Below are 17,750 nucleotides of genomic sequence, written 5' to 3' on the forward strand. Positions count from 1 at the left end.
TAATTAATAATTAATTTTTTTAAAAATATAAAATTTAGTAGATAAAACAATAAAAAAATATTTTTTTGCCCTTGAAAGTTTTAATAAAGATCCCTATATTTAAATTAAGAGAATATATTAAATTAAAAAAAGTATTTTTTTTAAAATAATTAAGCAAGATTGTTCACAGGAGTATTATCATATGAAAATTCGTCCGTTGCATGATCGTGTGCTTGTTAAACGTCAAGAAGTTGAATCAAAATCTGCAGGTGGTATTGTACTAACAGGTTCTGCTGCAGGAAAATCGACTCGAGGAACAGTAACTGCTGTTGGAAAAGGTCGTGTTTTAGATAATGGAGAAATTAAGCCATTAGATGTTAAAGTAGGGGATGTTGTTATTTTTAATGAAGGTTATGGTGCAAAAACAGAAAAAATTGATAATGAAGAATTATTGATTTTAACCGAAAGTGACATTTTAGCAATTGTTGAATAATAAACTATATGCTATATCCATTGAAAAATTTATTTAAGGGAATGTCAAATGGCCGCTAAAGATGTAAAATTCGGAAACGAAGCCCGAATTAAAATGCTTCGTGGAGTTAATGTATTAGCAGATGCAGTTAAAGTAACTTTAGGGCCAAAAGGTAGAAACGTTGTTCTAGATAAATCTTTTGGAGCACCTAGTATTACTAAAGATGGTGTATCAGTAGCTCGTGAAATTGAATTAGAAGATAAATTCGAAAACATGGGAGCTCAAATGGTAAAAGAAGTTGCATCAAAAGCAAATGATGCAGCAGGTGATGGTACTACAACAGCAACATTATTAGCACAATCTATAGTAAATGAAGGTTTAAAAGCAGTAGCAGCTGGTATGAATCCAATGGATCTTAAACGTGGAATTGATAAAGCTGTTATTAGTGCTGTAGAAGAATTAAAAAATTTATCTGTACCATGTTCTGATTCTAAAGCAATTACACAAGTTGGAACTATCTCTGCAAATGCAGATGAAAAAGTCGGTGCTTTAATTGCAGAAGCAATGGAAAAAGTTGGTAATGATGGAGTAATTACAGTAGAAGAAGGAACAGGTCTTCAAGATGAACTCGAAGTTGTTAAAGGTATGCAGTTTGATCGAGGTTATTTATCTCCATATTTTATTAATAAACCGGAAACAGGTATTGTTGAATTAGAAAACCCATATATTTTAATGGCTGATAAAAAAATATCTAATGTTCGTGAAATGTTGCCAATATTAGAATCTGTTGCAAAATCAGGGAAACCATTACTAATTATCTCAGAAGATTTAGAAGGTGAAGCATTAGCCACGTTAGTAGTTAATTCTATGAGAGGAATTGTAAAAGTAGCTGCAGTAAAAGCTCCTGGATTTGGTGATCGTCGCAAAGCAATGTTACAAGATATTTCAATTCTTACTGGCGGTTCTGTTATTTCTGAAGAATTAGCTATGGAATTAGAAAAATCTACTTTAGAAGATTTAGGACAAGCAAAACGTGTTGTTATTAGTAAAGATACTACAACTATCATTGGTGGTGTAGGAGAAAAACACGCAATTCAAAGTCGTATTAGTCAAATTCGTCAAGAAATTCAAGAAGCTACTTCTGATTATGATAAAGAAAAACTAAATGAACGTTTAGCTAAATTATCAGGAGGAGTTGCAGTACTTAAAGTAGGTGCTGCTACTGAAGTAGAAATGAAAGAGAAGAAAGCTCGTGTTGAAGACGCATTACATGCTACTCGCGCAGCTGTTGAAGAAGGTGTAGTTGCTGGTGGAGGTGTCGCATTAGTACGTGTAGCAGGAAAAATATCTAACTTACGTGGTCAAAATGAAGATCAAAATGTAGGAATTCGTGTTGCGCTACGTGCGATGGAAGCTCCATTGCGTCAAATTGTTTCTAATTCCGGTGAAGAACCGTCTGTAGTTACTAATAATGTTAAAGATGGAAAAGGTAACTATGGTTATAATGCTGCTACCGATGAATATGGTGATATGATAGATTTTGGTATATTAGATCCTACTAAAGTTACACGTTCTGCTTTACAATACGCTGCTTCTGTTGCTGGTTTAATGATAACAACAGAATGTATGGTAACTGATTTACCAAAAGAAGATAAATCTTCTGATTCCAGTTCTTCTCCTGCAGGAGGAATGGGTGGTATGGGTGGAATGATGTAATAAGAATTGTATTTTATTACAATGATTTTCAATTAATTTTAAAATATCTTTCCTCAGAATAATTATTCTGAGGAAAGTTTTTTTTATATATCGACTATAATATTTTATTTTTTTTTTAAATATCAATACTATAATTGAATTTATATAATAAATAATTAGATATTATTTTAGTTGAATTTAAAATTTATTATATTGTTTACTTGTTAAAGTATATATTCTTTTAATATAAAATTTAAAGAATGATTTTTGAAAAACTTAATAATAAGATTTAATAAGACAAATTATATTTTTTTAAAAGTATAGTAAATTAAGAGTTAAATTATTATTTATTTTTTCTTGATAATCAGCATAAGTTAATGTAATAATTTTAGCTAAAATATAATCAATATTTAAAAAAATTAGTCTATAAATAAAAAGACTTATTAATATAATAATTTTTTTATAATAATAGAGGTTCAAATGAGAGTATATTATATTAATAATTTTCGTTTAGGTTGTAAAATTATTTTTGAAAATGAACCGTGTTTGATAGAATCTAGTGAATTTGTTAAGCCTGGAAAAGGTCAGGCTTTTTTTCGTGTAAAACTACGAAAATTATTGACAAAACAACTTATAGAAAAGACTTTTAAATCTAAAGATTCTTTCGAAGTAGCTGATATTATAGAACATAAACTTTCTTATTTATATAATGATGGCCGTTTTTGGTATTTTATAAATAATAATAATTTTGAAGAATTATCAATAGAAAAAAAAATTATTGGTACTCATAAAAAATGGTTATTAGAACAAGATACATGCACTGTAACTTTATGGAATAATCAACCGATTTCAATTACACCTAATAATTTTGTAAATCTTAAAGTTATAGATGTACAGATAACTCTCAAAGGTGATACAGTTAATACTAGTAGTACTAAATTAGCGACATTAATCACAGGAGCTGTTGTAAGAGTACCCTTATTTATTCAAATTGGTTCATTAATTAGAATAGATACAAGATCTGGTGAATATGTATCTAGAGTAAAATAAAAAATTTTATATTAATATTCATTTCCTTTAACATATTGTCTATAACTATCCCATTCAAAAGTCAACCATAAACTATTTCCTAAACGCATTCTATCAATCACTCTTTCACCTAATAAACTTTTCATTCCTTTATGATCTAAATTAGATAACATTCCAGTAGAACGTTTAGATGATGATCTTCTATCAACTATTTGATTAATAATCACTTTTTCATAACGAGATTCAGTTTGCATACCAATTTCATCAATCATCAATAAATCAACACTACTTAGATTATGTAATAAATTTTCTTCTGTGATATTACTGGTTCCGCTAAATGTTCCTTTCATATTAGACATTAGATCAGCTACTGTTACAAGTAAAATGCTTTTTCCATGTAAAATTAAGTAATTTCCTATAGCAGATGCTAAATGATTTTTCCCTGTTCCTGGTTTTCCAGAAAAAATAAAACTAGCTATATTTTTATTAAAATCTTCTGCATATCGTTTAGATGCTTTAAGTACTTTTCTCTGACCATCATGTTCAATTTTATAATTATCAAATGAACAATTCATATATAATTCTCGAATACCTGATCTTCCTAAAACACGTTGCATTTTCATTGCTTTGTTTTCACGTAATATGGATTCAGAAGACAGTCTTCCTTGTTCTTGATTCCAAGCTAATAAAGCTTCGTCATTATCAAATTTAGGTTTAATATGCTTAGGCATCAGACGTTTAAGACGTTTAAAAAATTCAGTATAAAATGTCATTATTTACCTCTAAATCCAGTTGGTGTAGTTTGATCAGGTACTGGAATATACGTAATATCTCGTTTTTTTTGAGATATATAATTAATAGATCTACTTTTTTGTAAACTTCTAGCTAATTTTTGTTGCCACTGTATATGATAAAAAAAACAACCTTCTGCTTGCCAATAAGAAATAAAAGATGCAAGTTCAGATTCTAATATTTCTTCAGTTAACATGATTCCCCATAATGCTGCTTGATGAATAAAATCTTTATCAGGGGTCCATTCTGGATGCATTGAAAATTTTTTGACAATATTTTGTTTTTTTATTTTTTTATCTAATAATTGATATTCAAGATCAAATATTTTTTTTAATAAATGAGGTGTAATTACATAAAAAACAGGGGAATTGTTTTTTATTACTGCTAGAACTCCTTTATTTGATTGTTCTAAAATTTTTATTGGATTTTTACAGAATAAATCAATGGATATATCATCAGAAACTAAAAGTTTCATAAATTTTTTACCTTATTTAATTGTTTTATAATATTGTATATTATTCGATTTTTTAACACAAAATATTACAATTTTTATAAATTTTATATATTTAAAATATATAGATAACACTCTATTTTATTTGTAATTTTTTTTTTATATAAAGTCCAATTCTTTGGTATTATTAGAGACTGTTTTTTTTCATGCTCTATATAAATAAATGAATTTTTTTTAATCCATTTTTTATTTTCTAATAAATTAATAGTTTTATTAATTAATCCCTGATGATAAGGAGGATCAATAAATATTATATCATATGGTTTTCTATTTTTTTTTAACCAATTAAGTGTATTAGTACGTATTATTTCTAAGTTAGATATATTTAATTTTTTTACATTTTCTTGAAGATTAAAGAATGTTTTTTTTTCTATTTCTAATAACGTTACAAATGCAGCATAGCGTGATATAGCCTCTATTCCTAGTGCGCCACTACCTGCGAAACAATCAAGACATCGAGCATTTTTAATGTATTTAGATAGCCACTCAAATAGTGTTTCTCTTATTTGATTAGTAGTAGGACGTAAATTTTCAGTATTATTAAAAGATATTTTTCTTCCTTTAAATTTTCCAGAAATAATATAAATTTTACCATTTTTTTTAAAAAAAGAATTATGCATTTTATTAGATTATTTATGTTAGTGATATAATTTATTTTAATATTTATATTAATAATAAATTAAATCAATATTGTTTTAAATATTAAATTTTTAAGAAATATAGTTTTAACTGATAAAATACAAGGAAAATAATATGAAAGATCATAAAAAAAATAGTTTTTTTTCTTGGTTAAGTTCTAAAATAAGAAAAAATAAAAAAATAGATATAACACAAGATAATAAAAAAGAAAAAAATAATAATTCTAATAGTAAAAAATTATGTGTTTCAGAAGATTTATTAACTAAACAAGATTATCTAAAAAAAGATAATATAGAAATATTAAGTGATTATAGTAATAATATAGAGAATAGTCAGAATGTAAAAATAAATTTTTTTTCACGTTTGAAAAAAGGTTTAAAGAAAACACAAAAACTTCTTGGTCAAGGAATTAATAATATTTTTTTATCAAAAAAAATTGATAGCGTACTTTTCGAAGAATTAGAAGAAAAAATGTTACTTGCTGATATTGGAATTAATACTACTAATCGAATTATTGATAATTTAATTAAAGATGTTAGTCGTAAAGATTTAAAAAATTCTGACAAACTGTATTTTTTATTAAAAGAAAATATGTATAATATCTTAAAAAAAGTAGAAATACCTTTAAAAATATCTAGTCATACTCCTTTTGTTATTTTAGTAGTTGGTGTTAATGGTACAGGAAAAACTACAACAGTTGCTAAATTAGCACATAAATATAAATTAGAAGGAAAATCTATAATGTTAGCTGCTGCAGATACTTTTAGAGCTGCAGGTATAGAACAATTACAAGTATTGGGAAAATTAAATAAAATACCAGTAATAGCACAGCGTCCTGGCGCAGATCCTGCAGCAGTAATATTTGATGCTATAAAATCAGCAAAATCAAAAAAAATAGATGTTTTAATTATTGATACTGCAGGTAGATTGCATAATAAATCGCATCTAATAGAAGAATTAAAAAAAATAGTTAGAGTAATTAAAAAAATAGATACATCTGCACCACATGAAAAAATATTAATTATTGATTCTTGTAATGGACAAAATACAATACAACAAACAGAAACATTTCATAAAGCGTTAGATTTAACTGGTATTATAATTACCAAGTTAGATGGAACAGCAAAAGGAGGTGTTGTGTTTTCTTTAGCCGATGAATTTAAAATTCCAATTCGTTATATTGGAATTGGTGAAAAAACACAGGATTTAGGTGTTTTTAACAGTCAAGAATTCATTGAATCTATATTTATATAAAAAAATATAAAAAAAAATATTTTTTTTATAAAATGTAGATAAATTATTTTATATAAATCTTTGATTTATATTTTTAATTACAGTATTATAAGTATGTCCCACATGTTAATAATTCAGTATATATAATTCATTGATGCGGGAATTAAAATGATCAACAAAGTACAGATTTTATCTGTAACACCACCAAGCAATTTAGATTCTTATATTAGAATAGCTAATTTATGGCCGATGCTATCAATTGAAGAAGAAAAAATATTAACTAAACGTTTGCGTTATAACAGCGATTTAGATGCCGCAAAAACTTTGATTTTATCCCATCTCCGTTTTGTAATTCATATTTCACGTAACTATTCAGGATATGGTTTACTTCAAGCCGATCTTATACAAGAAGGTAATATAGGATTGATGAAAGCAGTTCGTAGATTTAATCCGGAGATAGGAGTTCGTCTTGTGTCTTTTGCTGTGCACTGGATTAAATCTGAAATACATGAATATGTTTTGCGTAATTGGCGTATTGTTAAAGTTGCTACCACTAAATCTCAAAGAAAACTATTTTTTAATTTAAGAAAAACAAAAAAAAGATTAGGTTGGTTTAATGAAGAAGAAATTCAAATAGTTGCGAGAGAATTAGGAGTTAGTAGTAGAGATGTAAGAGAAATGGAATCTCGCATGTCTGCTCAAGATATTACTTTTAATCCATTACCAGAAGAAGATTTTGATGGTAGAATAAATAATTCCATGCAATATTTACAAGACAAGACATCTAATTTTGCTAATGGAGTTGAGCAAGATAATTGGGAAGAATATGCTGCAAATAAATTAAGTAATGCATTATTAAGGTTAGATGAACGTAGTCGTCATATTATTCATGCACGTTGGTTAGATAAAAGTAAAAAAAATACTTTACAAAATATAGCAAATAATTATGGAATTTCTGCAGAACGAGTGCGACAATTAGAAAAAAATGCAATGAAAAAGTTAAAAATAGCTATAGAAACTTAGTTTAAGATAAAATTTTTAATATAATAAAATTTAATTTTTTTTTAAAATTCTTTATACAGAGTATGAGATTAAGTTTTATTAAATGCAAAACTCATACTCTTTTTTTAATATTAAATAAGTTTTTTTATTAATAAAATAATTTTATTCTACTGTTACTGATTTAGCTAAATGTCTTGGTTGATCAATGTCTGTTCCTTTTTTTAATGCAATATAATAAGCAAGTAATTGTAAGGGAATAATATAAAAAATAGGTGCTATTAATTCTTCTACATAAGGAAGTTTTATAACATTTATATTATCTTCATAATCGAATTCTTGATTAGAAAAAACATAAATTAAACCTCCTCTAGAACATATTTCTTTAATATTTTTTTTATTTTTCTCAAATAATGAATTTTTAGGGGCTATCATAATAACTGGTATATTTTTATCAATTAGTGCAAGGGGTCCATGTTTAAGTTCACCAGATTGATATGCTTCTGCATGAATATAAGAAATTTCTTTTAATTTTAAAGCTCCTTCCATTGCAATTGGATATTGATTGCCTCGTCCAAGAAATAGCATATTTTTTTTATTAGCTAATATGTTAGCAATATTTTTAATTAATGTATTTTTTTTTAAAATTTCTTCAATTCTAATAGGTAAAATGTTTAATGTTTCTATAATTTTTTTTGAAATATCATTATTTTCTTGTTTTAAATTTATTATTTTAGCAACTAACATAAGTAACACAGTTAATTGAGTTGTAAAAGACTTTGTTGAAGCTACTCCTATTTCTAAACCTGCTTTAGTTAATATATAAAAGTCGGATTCTTTTACTAAAGATGAACTTTCCATATTACATATAGTTAAATTTCCTAAATATCCAAGTTTTTTAGAATATCTTAATGCTGATAACGTATCAGCAGTTTCACCTGATTGTGATAAAGTTATTAATAAACTTTTTTTTCTTACAATTAATTTTCTTGAAGAAAATTCAGATGCAATTTCAACATTACAAGGAATATTAGCAAGTGATTCAAACCAATATCTAGAAACCATTCCTGCATTATATGAAGTTCCACATGCAACTATTTGAATATTTTCTGTATTATAAAATATATTATTTGCTTTTAATCCTAATTCAGAAAAAAATATTTTATTGTTATTCTTTAAACGGTTTTTTAAAGTATTCCGAATAGATTCAGGTTGTTCATAGATTTCTTTTTCCATATAATGACGGTATTGTCCCTTTTCTACTGATTTGTGTTCTATATTAGATATAATTTTTTGTCTTTTAATTGTAAAATTATCTTTATTAAATATATTAATATTCTTTTTTTCAACAATAGCAATATCACCTTCTTCTAAGTATATAAAACGTTTTGTTGTATGTAATAATGCAATTTGATCAGAAGCTATGAAATTCTCTTCTATTCCTAATCCTATAATTAATGGACTCTTAGAACGTGCTGCTATTAATCTTGTAGGATTATTTTGATCGATGATAACCATACTGTAATTACCATCTAATTTTTTAATACTATTTTGTATAACTTTTTTAAGAGAATCTTTTTTTTTATTTTGTTCCCAATGTAATAAATGTGCAATTACTTCTGTATCAGTATCAGAAGAAAAGATATATCCTTTTTTTTGTAAAAAATGACGTAATGTGGAATGATTTTCAATAATTCCATTATGTACAACAACAATATTCGAAGAAATATGTGGATGAGTATTTTCTTTAGAAACTTTTCCATGTGTAGCCCATCGAGTATGAGCTACACCAATGTTACCAAATATTTTTTTTTTGTTTGTTTTTTTTATAAGTTCATCAACTTTTCCAACACAACGAATTCTCATTATATTGTTTCTGTTATCTATTATAGCTAATCCTGAAGAATCATATCCTCGATATTCTAGTTTTTTAATACTATTAATAAGAAAATTAGTAATATTACGTTGTGTTACTGCAGCAACAATACCACACATATTGATACCTTTTATTAAAAAATTATATATTATAAATAAATATAATAATTTTATAGATTATAAAAATTATTTTTTTTTATGAATTTTATTAGGACGTATCCAGTCTTTTTTATATCTTTGTTCTTTAGTATTATAGACTAAACAGGGTGTATTGATATCTTTTGTTAAAGTAGTACCTGCTGCAATAGTTGTGTTTTTTGCAATTTTTATAGGTGCAACTAATTGTGTATTGGAACCGACTAAAACATTATCACCAATAATAGTTTTAAATTTGTTTGCACCATCATAATTACATGTGATACTTCCAGCTCCGATGTTTACATTAGAACCAATTTCAGAATTTCCAAGATAACTTAAGTGTTTTATTTTAGATTTTTTTTCTATAAAACTATCTTTTATTTCAACAAAATTGCCTATTTGAACATTTTTGTTTAATAGAGTATTCGAGCGTAAATGAGCAAATGGACCTATAACACAACTTTTGCCTATTTTAGCATTTTCTATAATTGTATATGCTTCAATATTAGTTTGACTATCAATAATACTGTTTTTAATAATACACCCGGGACCAATTTTAACATCATCACCTAAAACAACATTTTTTTCTAGAATAACACCTGTATCTATTTCAACATTTTTACCATATTTCAATGTTCCTCTAATAATGAAATGAGATGGATCTTTTATTGTAACTCCATTGATGAGTAATTGATTAATTTGTTTTTTTTGGAAAATTTTCTCTAAAATAGATAATTGTAATTTATTATTTATTCCTAAAATTTCTTCATGATTTAAAGGTTGTACTGTTTTGATAAAACTACCTTCTAGATAAGCTAAAGAAATAATATCTGTTAAATAAAATTCTTGTTTTTTATTTTTTTTTTCAATCTTTTTTAACCATCTTTTTAAATCTACACTTTTAGCTATAAAAACTCCTGAATATATTTCTTTAATATTTTTTTGTGTATTAGTAGCATCTTGTTCTTCTATTATACCAATAACTTTTCCTTTTTCTCGTAAAATACGTCCATATCCATAAGGATTTTGTGTTTTTACAGTTAACAAACTAATTTTTGATTTTTTTTTAGATTTTTTCAGTTTTTGTATTGATTCAATTGAAATCAATGGTACATCTCCATATAGTACTAGTATATTTTTATTATCTGATATTTTTTCTGTTGCTAGTAGTATTGCTTGTCCTGTTCCTTGTGGTTTTTTTTGTATTACCCATTCAATTGGAATATTGTGTATATTAGAAAATATAATTTTTTTTTGAGAATTATAAACTATTATAATTTTTTTTGGTTTTATGGATTGTGCAGTTTGTATTACATGTTCTAAAATAGTTTTTCCTCCTAAATAATGTAGTACTTTCGGATAATTAGATTTCATTCTAGTTCCTTTTCCAGCAGCAAGTATTATTACAATTATTTCATTTTTTAACATAAAGAACCTTTTTTATATATTTATTAAATAAGAAATTTTTCATTAAATAGTTTTAATGACATGTGAATTGTTTTTTATATTTTCAATTGATTAATTTAAGAACATAAAATATTTAATAAATTATTTTATATGTGAATTTATCTATATATAATATGTTTTTTATAATAAAATATATTATATTTTTTAAGGTTTTTTTATGTGCTACATTATTGCATTAGATTTAGATGGTACTTTACTTTCTTCAGAGAATAAAATAACAAAATATACCAAAGAGATTATACAGTTATTAATAAAAAAAAATTTTTATTTTGTTTTTGCTTCAGGTCGTCATTATATAGATGTTATGAAAATTAGAGATAGTTTGAAAATAAAAACTTTTATGATTACATCTAATGGTGCTAAAATTTATAATTTAGATAATGAATTAATATTTAGTGATAATTTAGAAGAAGATATTTCTTCAACACTTTGTAGAATAGAATATGCAGATAAAGAAATTATCACTCAAATATATCAAAACGATAAATGGTATATAAATAATAATAAAATAGACAATAAATTTTGTCCTGCTCTTTCGTCATTACAATATCAATATTTTTATCCAGATAGTTTAAATTTTAATAATATTAGTAAAATTTTCTTTACAAGTAAAAATTTTCAAAAATTATATATTCTTGAAAGAAAAATTACTAATTTATATAGTAATAAAGTTCATATTAATTTTTCAGTTCCGGGCTGTCTCGAAATTGTATCTGGAAATACTTCAAAAGGTCATGGATTAAAATTAATATCTAATTTATTAGGAATTTCTTTAAATAATTTTATTGCTTTTGGAGATGGAATGAATGATCAAGATATGCTTGCTATTGTGGGAAAAGCATATATTATGAAAAATGCAGACTCACGTTTAAAAAATGCATTACCGCATATTGAAATTATTGAAAGTAATAATAACGATGGTGTTGCAAGGTGTTTAAATAAAGTTTTTATAAAAAATAATAAAAATATATTATAAATATAATAAAAAATATTTATATAGTATTATTCTAAGAATAAAAACTAATATTTTTAAATATAATACGAATAAATTATAAATGAGTAGAGCTATGTAAACGTATGGAATGAATAAAATTTTTTATAACTGGTTTTTTTGTGCACTATTACATATGTCTACGTATAATCGTCCCCATATTTCATTTCCTATGCTTTTGTTACGATTAAACCTTGTTTTTCAAATTTATTTACTACCCTAATGAGATAACGCAGTAATTCTTATTTTTGCTGATACCATTTGAATTTAAAGTAATGTATTATTAATATGCTTAAAATTATCTATAATACCATATGGTTATAAAAAATGTTTCTAATATCTAGTCTATGTTATTAAATAGGATAAGTCATTAATATTTTAGATTCAAGATCTTCTGGTACGATTTTATTTTTTTTTAAATACAAGAAGATGATTAGGAGATAAAACTAAGCGTACTTTAAAATTGAATATAGTTATATAAAAAAATTACTTCCGAAGTAATACTTTAGAAGTTATTAAAATATCTAGTTTTGCTTATTGTAGAAATATTTGAGGACTAAAAATTATATCAGAATAAAAATCTATTTTGACTTCTAAACATTTTTTTTTAAAAATTCTAATGCGGGTGTGAATCATTTAATACAGATATGGCATGCGATTGCTCATCCAATGACTATATTATGAGAATCTGTACATGATTATATTGCTATTTTTATTTTAGATAGTATTTCTTTATATAATTAAAGTAAAATTTTACCTTGAACTGTAAATATTATAGGATTATTTTTTCTAATAAATAATTTTAATTCTATTTTTTCTAATTAGTTATATTGATGTGATATTGCTGATTTTATTTAGTGTAATTGGATTACAGATGCATTTAATAAACCATTATTTTTTAATGCTTGTAATGTTCGAAGATATTTATTTCAATCATGAGATTCCTTCATATTAAGAATTAACTATTTACGCTTACTAATTTTTTAATACTAGAATTATAGGATATATATTTTATATAAAGCAATTATAATTTTTTTAAATAACAATTTAATTTATTAAAAATAGGATATTTAATATGATTATTTTAAATCATACTCTTGGATTTCCAAGAATAGGTTTAAATCGTGAATTAAAAAAAGCTCAAGAAAAATACTGGTCTGGTAATCTTATGCTTCAAGATTTTTTATCAGTTGGTTATGAATTAAGAAAAAAAAATTGGCAAAAACAAAAAGAATCTGGAATCGATTATATTCCAGTTGGAGATTTTTCTTGGTATGATCATGTATTAACTACTAGTATGATGTTAGGAAATATTCCAGAAAGACATAGTAATACTACTAATTCTATTGATTTAGATTGTTTATTCCGTATTGCAAGAGGTTGTTATCCAGATATTTCAGCTTCCGAAATGACTAAATGGTTTAATACTAATTATCATTATATTGTACCTGAGTTTTATAAAAATAAAACTTTAAAGTTTTCTTGGAAACAAATTTTAGATGAAGTAGATGAAGCATTATTATTAGGTCATAAAGTTAAACCAATACTGTTAGGTCCAATTACATATCTTTGGTTAGGAAAAGTAAAAGGAGAATATTTTAATCGTCTTGATATTTTAAAAGATATAATTCCAATATATAAATATATTTTAAAAGAACTATCTAACCGGGGTGTTGATTTTGTACAAATTGATGAACCTGTGTTAGTTTTAGAATTACCAAAAAAATGGAAAGATTCTTATTCTTATGTTTATAAAGAACTATTTGGAATAACAAAAATATTACTTACAACATATTTTGATAGTGTTGAACATAATATAGAATTAATTCGTAATCTACCAGTTCAAGGTATTCATATTGATTTAGTATTTGGAAAATATAATTTAAAAAATTTTATTTCTAAAATATCACCAGAATGGATGTTGTCTTTAGGTGTTATTAATGGTCGAAATATTTGGCGTGCTGATCTTTTAAAATGGTTTAAAATTATTAAATCCATTTCAAATAATCATAGAAAAATATTGATTGGTTCATCTTGTTCTTTACTGCATACACCAATAGATTTGGAAACAGAAAAAAAATTAGATAAAGAAGTAAAAAAATGGTTTTCTTTTGCTGTACAAAAATGTACAGAGTTAAGTTTATTATCAAATGCTTTAAATCATAATAATATTAATGCCATCACAAAATGGAGTCTGCCTATTCATGAACGCATATCTTCTCAAAGAGTACATAACATTACAGTAGAAGAACGCTTATCTAATCTTGTGGTTAATAAACATCAACGTTTAAATTCTTATGAAATTCGCTCTATAAAACAAAATAAAAAATTTAATCTACCTGTTTTACCAATAACTACTATCGGATCTTTTCCTCAAACTATTGATATAAGAAAACTACGATCTGACTTTAAATTAGGTTCGATAAATAAAGAAGAATATGAGATAGGAATTAAAAAAAATATAAAAAAAGTTATAAAAATACAAGAAGAATTAGATATAGATGTTTTAGTTCATGGTGAAGCTGAAAGAAATGATATGGTAGAATATTTTGGTGAACATTTAGATGGATTTGTATTTACAGATAATGGATGGGTACAGAGTTATGGTTCACGTTGTGTTAAACCGCCTATTATTATTGGAGATATTAGTCGTCTAAAACCAATTACTGTAGAATGGTCTAAATATGCTCAATCTTTAACTAAAAAACCAGTAAAAGGAATGTTGACAGGCCCAGTTACAATTTTATTTTGGTCTTTTCCAAGAGAAGATATTTCATTGAAAAAAATTGCAACACAAATTGCTTTAGCATTGCACGATGAAGTTTTAGATTTAGAAAAAGAAAAAATAGAAATTATTCAAATTGATGAACCCGCATTACGAGAAGGTTTACCTTTACGAAAAAGTTCATGGCATGAATATTTATCTTGGGCGGTTGATGTATTTCGTTTGAGTGCTTCAGGTGTTAAAGATACTACACAAATTCATACGCATATGTGCTACTGTGAATTTAATGATATAATGCAGTCTATTGCGTTGTTAGATGCTGATGTTATTACAATTGAGACGGCTCGTTCAGATATGGAATTGTTAGAAACATTTAAAGAATTTAAATATCCTAATGAAGTTGGTCCGGGAGTATACGATATTCATTCTTCTAATATACCAAGTGTAAGATCAATGACTATACTTTTAAATAAAGCAATTAAATATATTCCTGTAAAACGTCTTTGGGTTAATCCAGATTGCGGTTTAAAAACAAGAAACTGGAATGAAACACTATTATCTTTAAAAAATATGGTTGAAGCAACAAAAAAACTTAGAGAAAAAATTAAAAAGAAAAGTCTTAATTAAATCAATTTATTTTTAATTTTTAGGATTTAATTTAATATTAAATCATCTTTTAGACTATTTCAAAAAATCTAAAATGATGATTTAATACTTATAAATTTTGATATCTTTTATTTTTGAAATTATAAGAGATTAATGTTTAAAATGACGTTTATTAGTAAAAATCATGGTTATATTGTGTTCATCTGAAGCTTGAATAATTTCTTTATCACGGATTGAACCACCCGGTTGAATTATACAGCTAATACCTACAGAAGCAGCGCTGTCTATTCCGTCTCTAAAAGGGAAAAAAGCATCAGAAGCCATAGTTGCACCAACAACATTATAACCTTGATCTTTTATTTTTATATTAGCTAGTTTAGTCGAATAAATTCTACTCATTTGACCAGCACCTATTCCAATGGTAACTTCATTACGACCGTATACGATTGCATTTGATTTTACAAATTTTGCTACTTTCCAACAGAATATCGAGTCTTTTAATTCTTTTTTTGTTGGTGTACGTTTCGTAACAACACTCCATAATTTATGATCTATATTATCAGAATCATATTCTTGTACAAGTAATCCATTAGTAATTTTTTTTAAATCTAGTCCTATTTGATTTTTTTCTAATTTACCAGTAACTAATATTCTTATATTTTGTTTTTTTTTTAATATTTTTAATGCTAAATCAGTTATTTCAGGAACAATGATAACTTCAACAAATTGTTGATTAATAATTTTTTCGGCTGTTTTTTCATCTAATATATCGTTAAAAGCAATTATACCTCCAAATGCTGAAATAGGATCGGCATGATATGCAGATAAATATGATTTTAAAATATAATTACTTGTTGCAACACCACAAGGATTTCCATGTTTTACAATAACACATGTAGGTTTACTAAATTCTTTAACACATTCTAATGCTATATCAGAGTCTGCTATATTATTATATGATAAAGTTTTTCCTTGAATCTGATGTGCTGTGCTAATTGTTCCGGATTTAGATATATTTTTTTCTATATAAAAAGATGCTTTTTGATGATGATTTTCGCCATATCTTAAATTTTGTTTTTTTATGAAAGAAAAATTTATTTCTTTAGGAAAAAAATTATTTTTATTTTTTTTGTTAAAAGTACTTTTTTTTACAAAATATTGTGAAATAATTTTCTCATAAGATGATGTGTATTCAAATGCTTTAGATGCTAAATTAAATCTTTTTTCTATATTCATGGTATTATTATTAATAGAATTAATAACAGACTGAAAATCAAAGAGATCTACTATTACTATAACATTTTTATAATTTTTTGCAGAAGCACGTACAAGTGTTGGTCCACCTATATCAATACTATTTATGATGTCATCTATATTATTTTTTTTTGTATTTTTTATTTTTTCAAATGGATAAAAATTTACAATAACTATATCTATTGGGTGAATATCATATAATTTCATTATTTTTTTATCTTTATCTTTTCTTCTCAAAATACCGCCCATAATTTTAGGATGCAATGTTTTAATTCGTCCATCCATTATTTCAGGAAATTTTGTATAATCTGATATTTCCGTAACAAGTATATTATTTTTTTTTAAAACTTGGGAAGTTCCTCCTGTTGAAAATAAATTAATTTTATTTTTTATTAATACTGTTGCAATTTCTAAAATATTTGTTTTATCTGAAACGCTAATTAATGCGTTTTTTATAAGATTATTTGATGACATAATATATTTTCTTATTTTTAATAAAAAATTAAATATTTTGTTATATAATATGAATCTATATTTTTTATGTTCATATTATTTTAAATATATAATCATTTTTGTGAAAATAACAATAAATAGAATATTTTTTTAATGAGGGGCGTTTATGCCCCTTTAAATGTAATATGAGTTATAATTATTTAATTGCATTTTTTAATGTTTTACCAGACGTAAAACTAGGAACTTTTGTGGCGGGGATTTGTATTTCTTTTCCTGTTTGAGGATTGCGTCCTGTACGAGATGATCTTAAATTAACTTTAAAAGTACCAAATCCAACTATTTGTACAGATTCGCCTTTTTTTAAAGAATCAATAATAGTCGATAATGTTGTTTCTAAAGTTAATTTTGCTTGTATTTTAGATAAATTAGATTTTTTAGAAATAACATCGATTAACTGAGTTTTATTCATTGTTTTTCCTTTTTTTTTTATTTAAATTTAACAATTTATTTAGATGCTATTTTTATAAATTAGATAGAAAAATTTATATTAAAACTATATTTTTATAGAATTTTTTTATATATATTTTTGGTATAAAAAATATATTTTTTATTTTTATATAATTTTTTATCAATTAAAAATTTTATATTTATAAAAAATATAAAAAAAGAAGAGTTAGGTTAAAATTTCACAATTAAAAGAATTTAAATATATAATATATCTGAATATTATTTTAAAATATTGTATAAAAATCATATATTTTAAAAAAAGCTACGTTTTTAATAATATTTAAATTTGATTAAAATTGTCTTTTATATCTTTATTAAATTCAATCATTTTTTTAATAAACTTTCTTATAAAATATATAAAGATTTTTACTGTGGCTGCTTTTAA

Annotated in this window: 14 protein-coding genes; 7 read left to right on the forward strand and 7 right to left on the reverse strand. The window is 24.7% G+C overall.

Annotation, left to right across the window (positions count from 1 at the left end; all coding sequences use genetic code 11):
* The first annotated feature begins 181 nt into the window (after positions 1 to 181).
* The 3 genes from D9V61_RS00090 to efp all read left to right on the forward strand — a co-directional run bounded on the left by D9V61_RS00090 (position 182) and on the right by efp (position 3,196).
* Positions 182 to 472, forward strand: a complete 291-nt coding sequence (locus D9V61_RS00090) for a co-chaperone GroES (protein ID WP_158339191.1) — start codon at positions 182 to 184, stop codon at positions 470 to 472.
* A gap of 48 nt (positions 473 to 520) precedes the next feature.
* On the forward strand, positions 521 to 2,167 hold the full coding sequence (gene groL, locus D9V61_RS00095) for a chaperonin GroEL (RefSeq protein ID WP_158339193.1): 1,647 nt from the start codon (positions 521 to 523) through the stop codon (positions 2,165 to 2,167).
* Between the two features lie 459 nt (positions 2,168 to 2,626).
* Positions 2,627 to 3,196, forward strand: coding sequence for an elongation factor P (efp, locus tag D9V61_RS00100; RefSeq protein ID WP_158339195.1), 570 nt, complete (start codon positions 2,627 to 2,629; stop codon positions 3,194 to 3,196).
* 11 nt (positions 3,197 to 3,207) lie between these two features.
* Here the strand turns inward: efp and dnaC are convergent, their stop codons facing one another.
* The 3 genes from dnaC to rsmD all read right to left on the reverse strand — a co-directional run bounded on the left by dnaC (position 3,208) and on the right by rsmD (position 5,098).
* Positions 3,208 to 3,948, reverse strand: a complete 741-nt coding sequence (gene dnaC / locus D9V61_RS00105) for a DNA replication protein DnaC (RefSeq protein ID WP_158339197.1) — start codon at positions 3,946 to 3,948, stop codon at positions 3,208 to 3,210.
* The gene (gene dnaT / locus D9V61_RS00110) at positions 3,948 to 4,442 is read right to left on the reverse strand and encodes a primosomal protein DnaT (protein ID WP_158339199.1); all 495 of its coding nucleotides are present in this window, start codon (positions 4,440 to 4,442) and stop codon (positions 3,948 to 3,950) included. The genes dnaC and dnaT overlap by 1 nt, the downstream gene beginning before the upstream one ends.
* A gap of 83 nt (positions 4,443 to 4,525) precedes the next feature.
* Positions 4,526 to 5,098 carry a 16S rRNA (guanine(966)-N(2))-methyltransferase RsmD gene (rsmD, locus tag D9V61_RS00115; protein ID WP_158339201.1) on the reverse strand — a complete coding sequence of 191 codons (573 nt, stop codon included), beginning with the start codon at positions 5,096 to 5,098 and terminating at the stop codon, positions 4,526 to 4,528.
* Between the two features lie 133 nt (positions 5,099 to 5,231).
* Between rsmD and ftsY the strand changes: the two genes are divergently transcribed.
* A complete protein-coding gene (ftsY, locus tag D9V61_RS00120) occupies positions 5,232 to 6,371 on the forward strand; it encodes a signal recognition particle-docking protein FtsY (RefSeq protein WP_158339203.1) in 1,140 nt (379 codons plus the stop codon).
* A 147-nt stretch (positions 6,372 to 6,518) separates the two neighbouring features.
* Complete coding sequence (gene rpoH, locus D9V61_RS00125; protein WP_158339205.1) at positions 6,519 to 7,373, forward strand: RNA polymerase sigma factor RpoH; 855 nt, start codon at positions 6,519 to 6,521, stop codon at positions 7,371 to 7,373.
* 141 nt (positions 7,374 to 7,514) lie between these two features.
* Here rpoH and glmS read toward each other — a convergent pair whose 3' ends face one another.
* Positions 7,515 to 9,344: a glutamine--fructose-6-phosphate transaminase (isomerizing) gene (gene glmS / locus D9V61_RS00130; protein ID WP_158339207.1), complete on the reverse strand. Its 1,830-nt coding sequence runs from the start codon at positions 9,342 to 9,344 to the stop codon at positions 7,515 to 7,517.
* A gap of 66 nt (positions 9,345 to 9,410) precedes the next feature.
* Positions 9,411 to 10,790, reverse strand: a complete 1,380-nt coding sequence (gene glmU, locus D9V61_RS00135) for a bifunctional UDP-N-acetylglucosamine diphosphorylase/glucosamine-1-phosphate N-acetyltransferase GlmU (RefSeq protein WP_158339209.1) — start codon at positions 10,788 to 10,790, stop codon at positions 9,411 to 9,413.
* Positions 10,791 to 10,986: 196 nt separating this feature from the next.
* Here glmU and D9V61_RS00140 point away from each other — a divergent pair, with 196 nt between their 5' ends.
* Together D9V61_RS00140 and metE are read left to right on the forward strand one after the other, a co-directional pair.
* Positions 10,987 to 11,805, forward strand: coding sequence for a Cof-type HAD-IIB family hydrolase (locus tag D9V61_RS00140; RefSeq protein ID WP_158339211.1), 819 nt, complete (start codon positions 10,987 to 10,989; stop codon positions 11,803 to 11,805).
* A 1,090-nt stretch (positions 11,806 to 12,895) separates the two neighbouring features.
* The gene (gene metE, locus D9V61_RS00150; RefSeq protein ID WP_158339213.1) at positions 12,896 to 15,172 is read left to right on the forward strand and encodes a 5-methyltetrahydropteroyltriglutamate--homocysteine S-methyltransferase; all 2,277 of its coding nucleotides are present in this window, start codon (positions 12,896 to 12,898) and stop codon (positions 15,170 to 15,172) included.
* Positions 15,173 to 15,301: 129 nt separating this feature from the next.
* Here metE and purH read toward each other — a convergent pair whose 3' ends face one another.
* Both purH and D9V61_RS00160 read right to left on the reverse strand, forming a co-directional pair.
* Positions 15,302 to 16,879 carry a bifunctional phosphoribosylaminoimidazolecarboxamide formyltransferase/IMP cyclohydrolase gene (gene purH / locus D9V61_RS00155; protein WP_158339215.1) on the reverse strand — a complete coding sequence of 526 codons (1,578 nt, stop codon included), beginning with the start codon at positions 16,877 to 16,879 and terminating at the stop codon, positions 15,302 to 15,304.
* 175 nt (positions 16,880 to 17,054) lie between these two features.
* Positions 17,055 to 17,327 (reverse strand): HU family DNA-binding protein, encoded by a 273-nt coding sequence (locus D9V61_RS00160; protein ID WP_158339217.1) that lies wholly within the window; start codon positions 17,325 to 17,327, stop codon positions 17,055 to 17,057.
* Positions 17,328 to 17,750: the final 423 nt, after the last annotated feature.

It is taken from the genome of Buchnera aphidicola (Acyrthosiphon lactucae) (assembly GCF_005083565.1).
Classification (GTDB): Bacteria; Pseudomonadota; Gammaproteobacteria; order Enterobacterales; family Enterobacteriaceae; genus Buchnera; species Buchnera aphidicola_AH.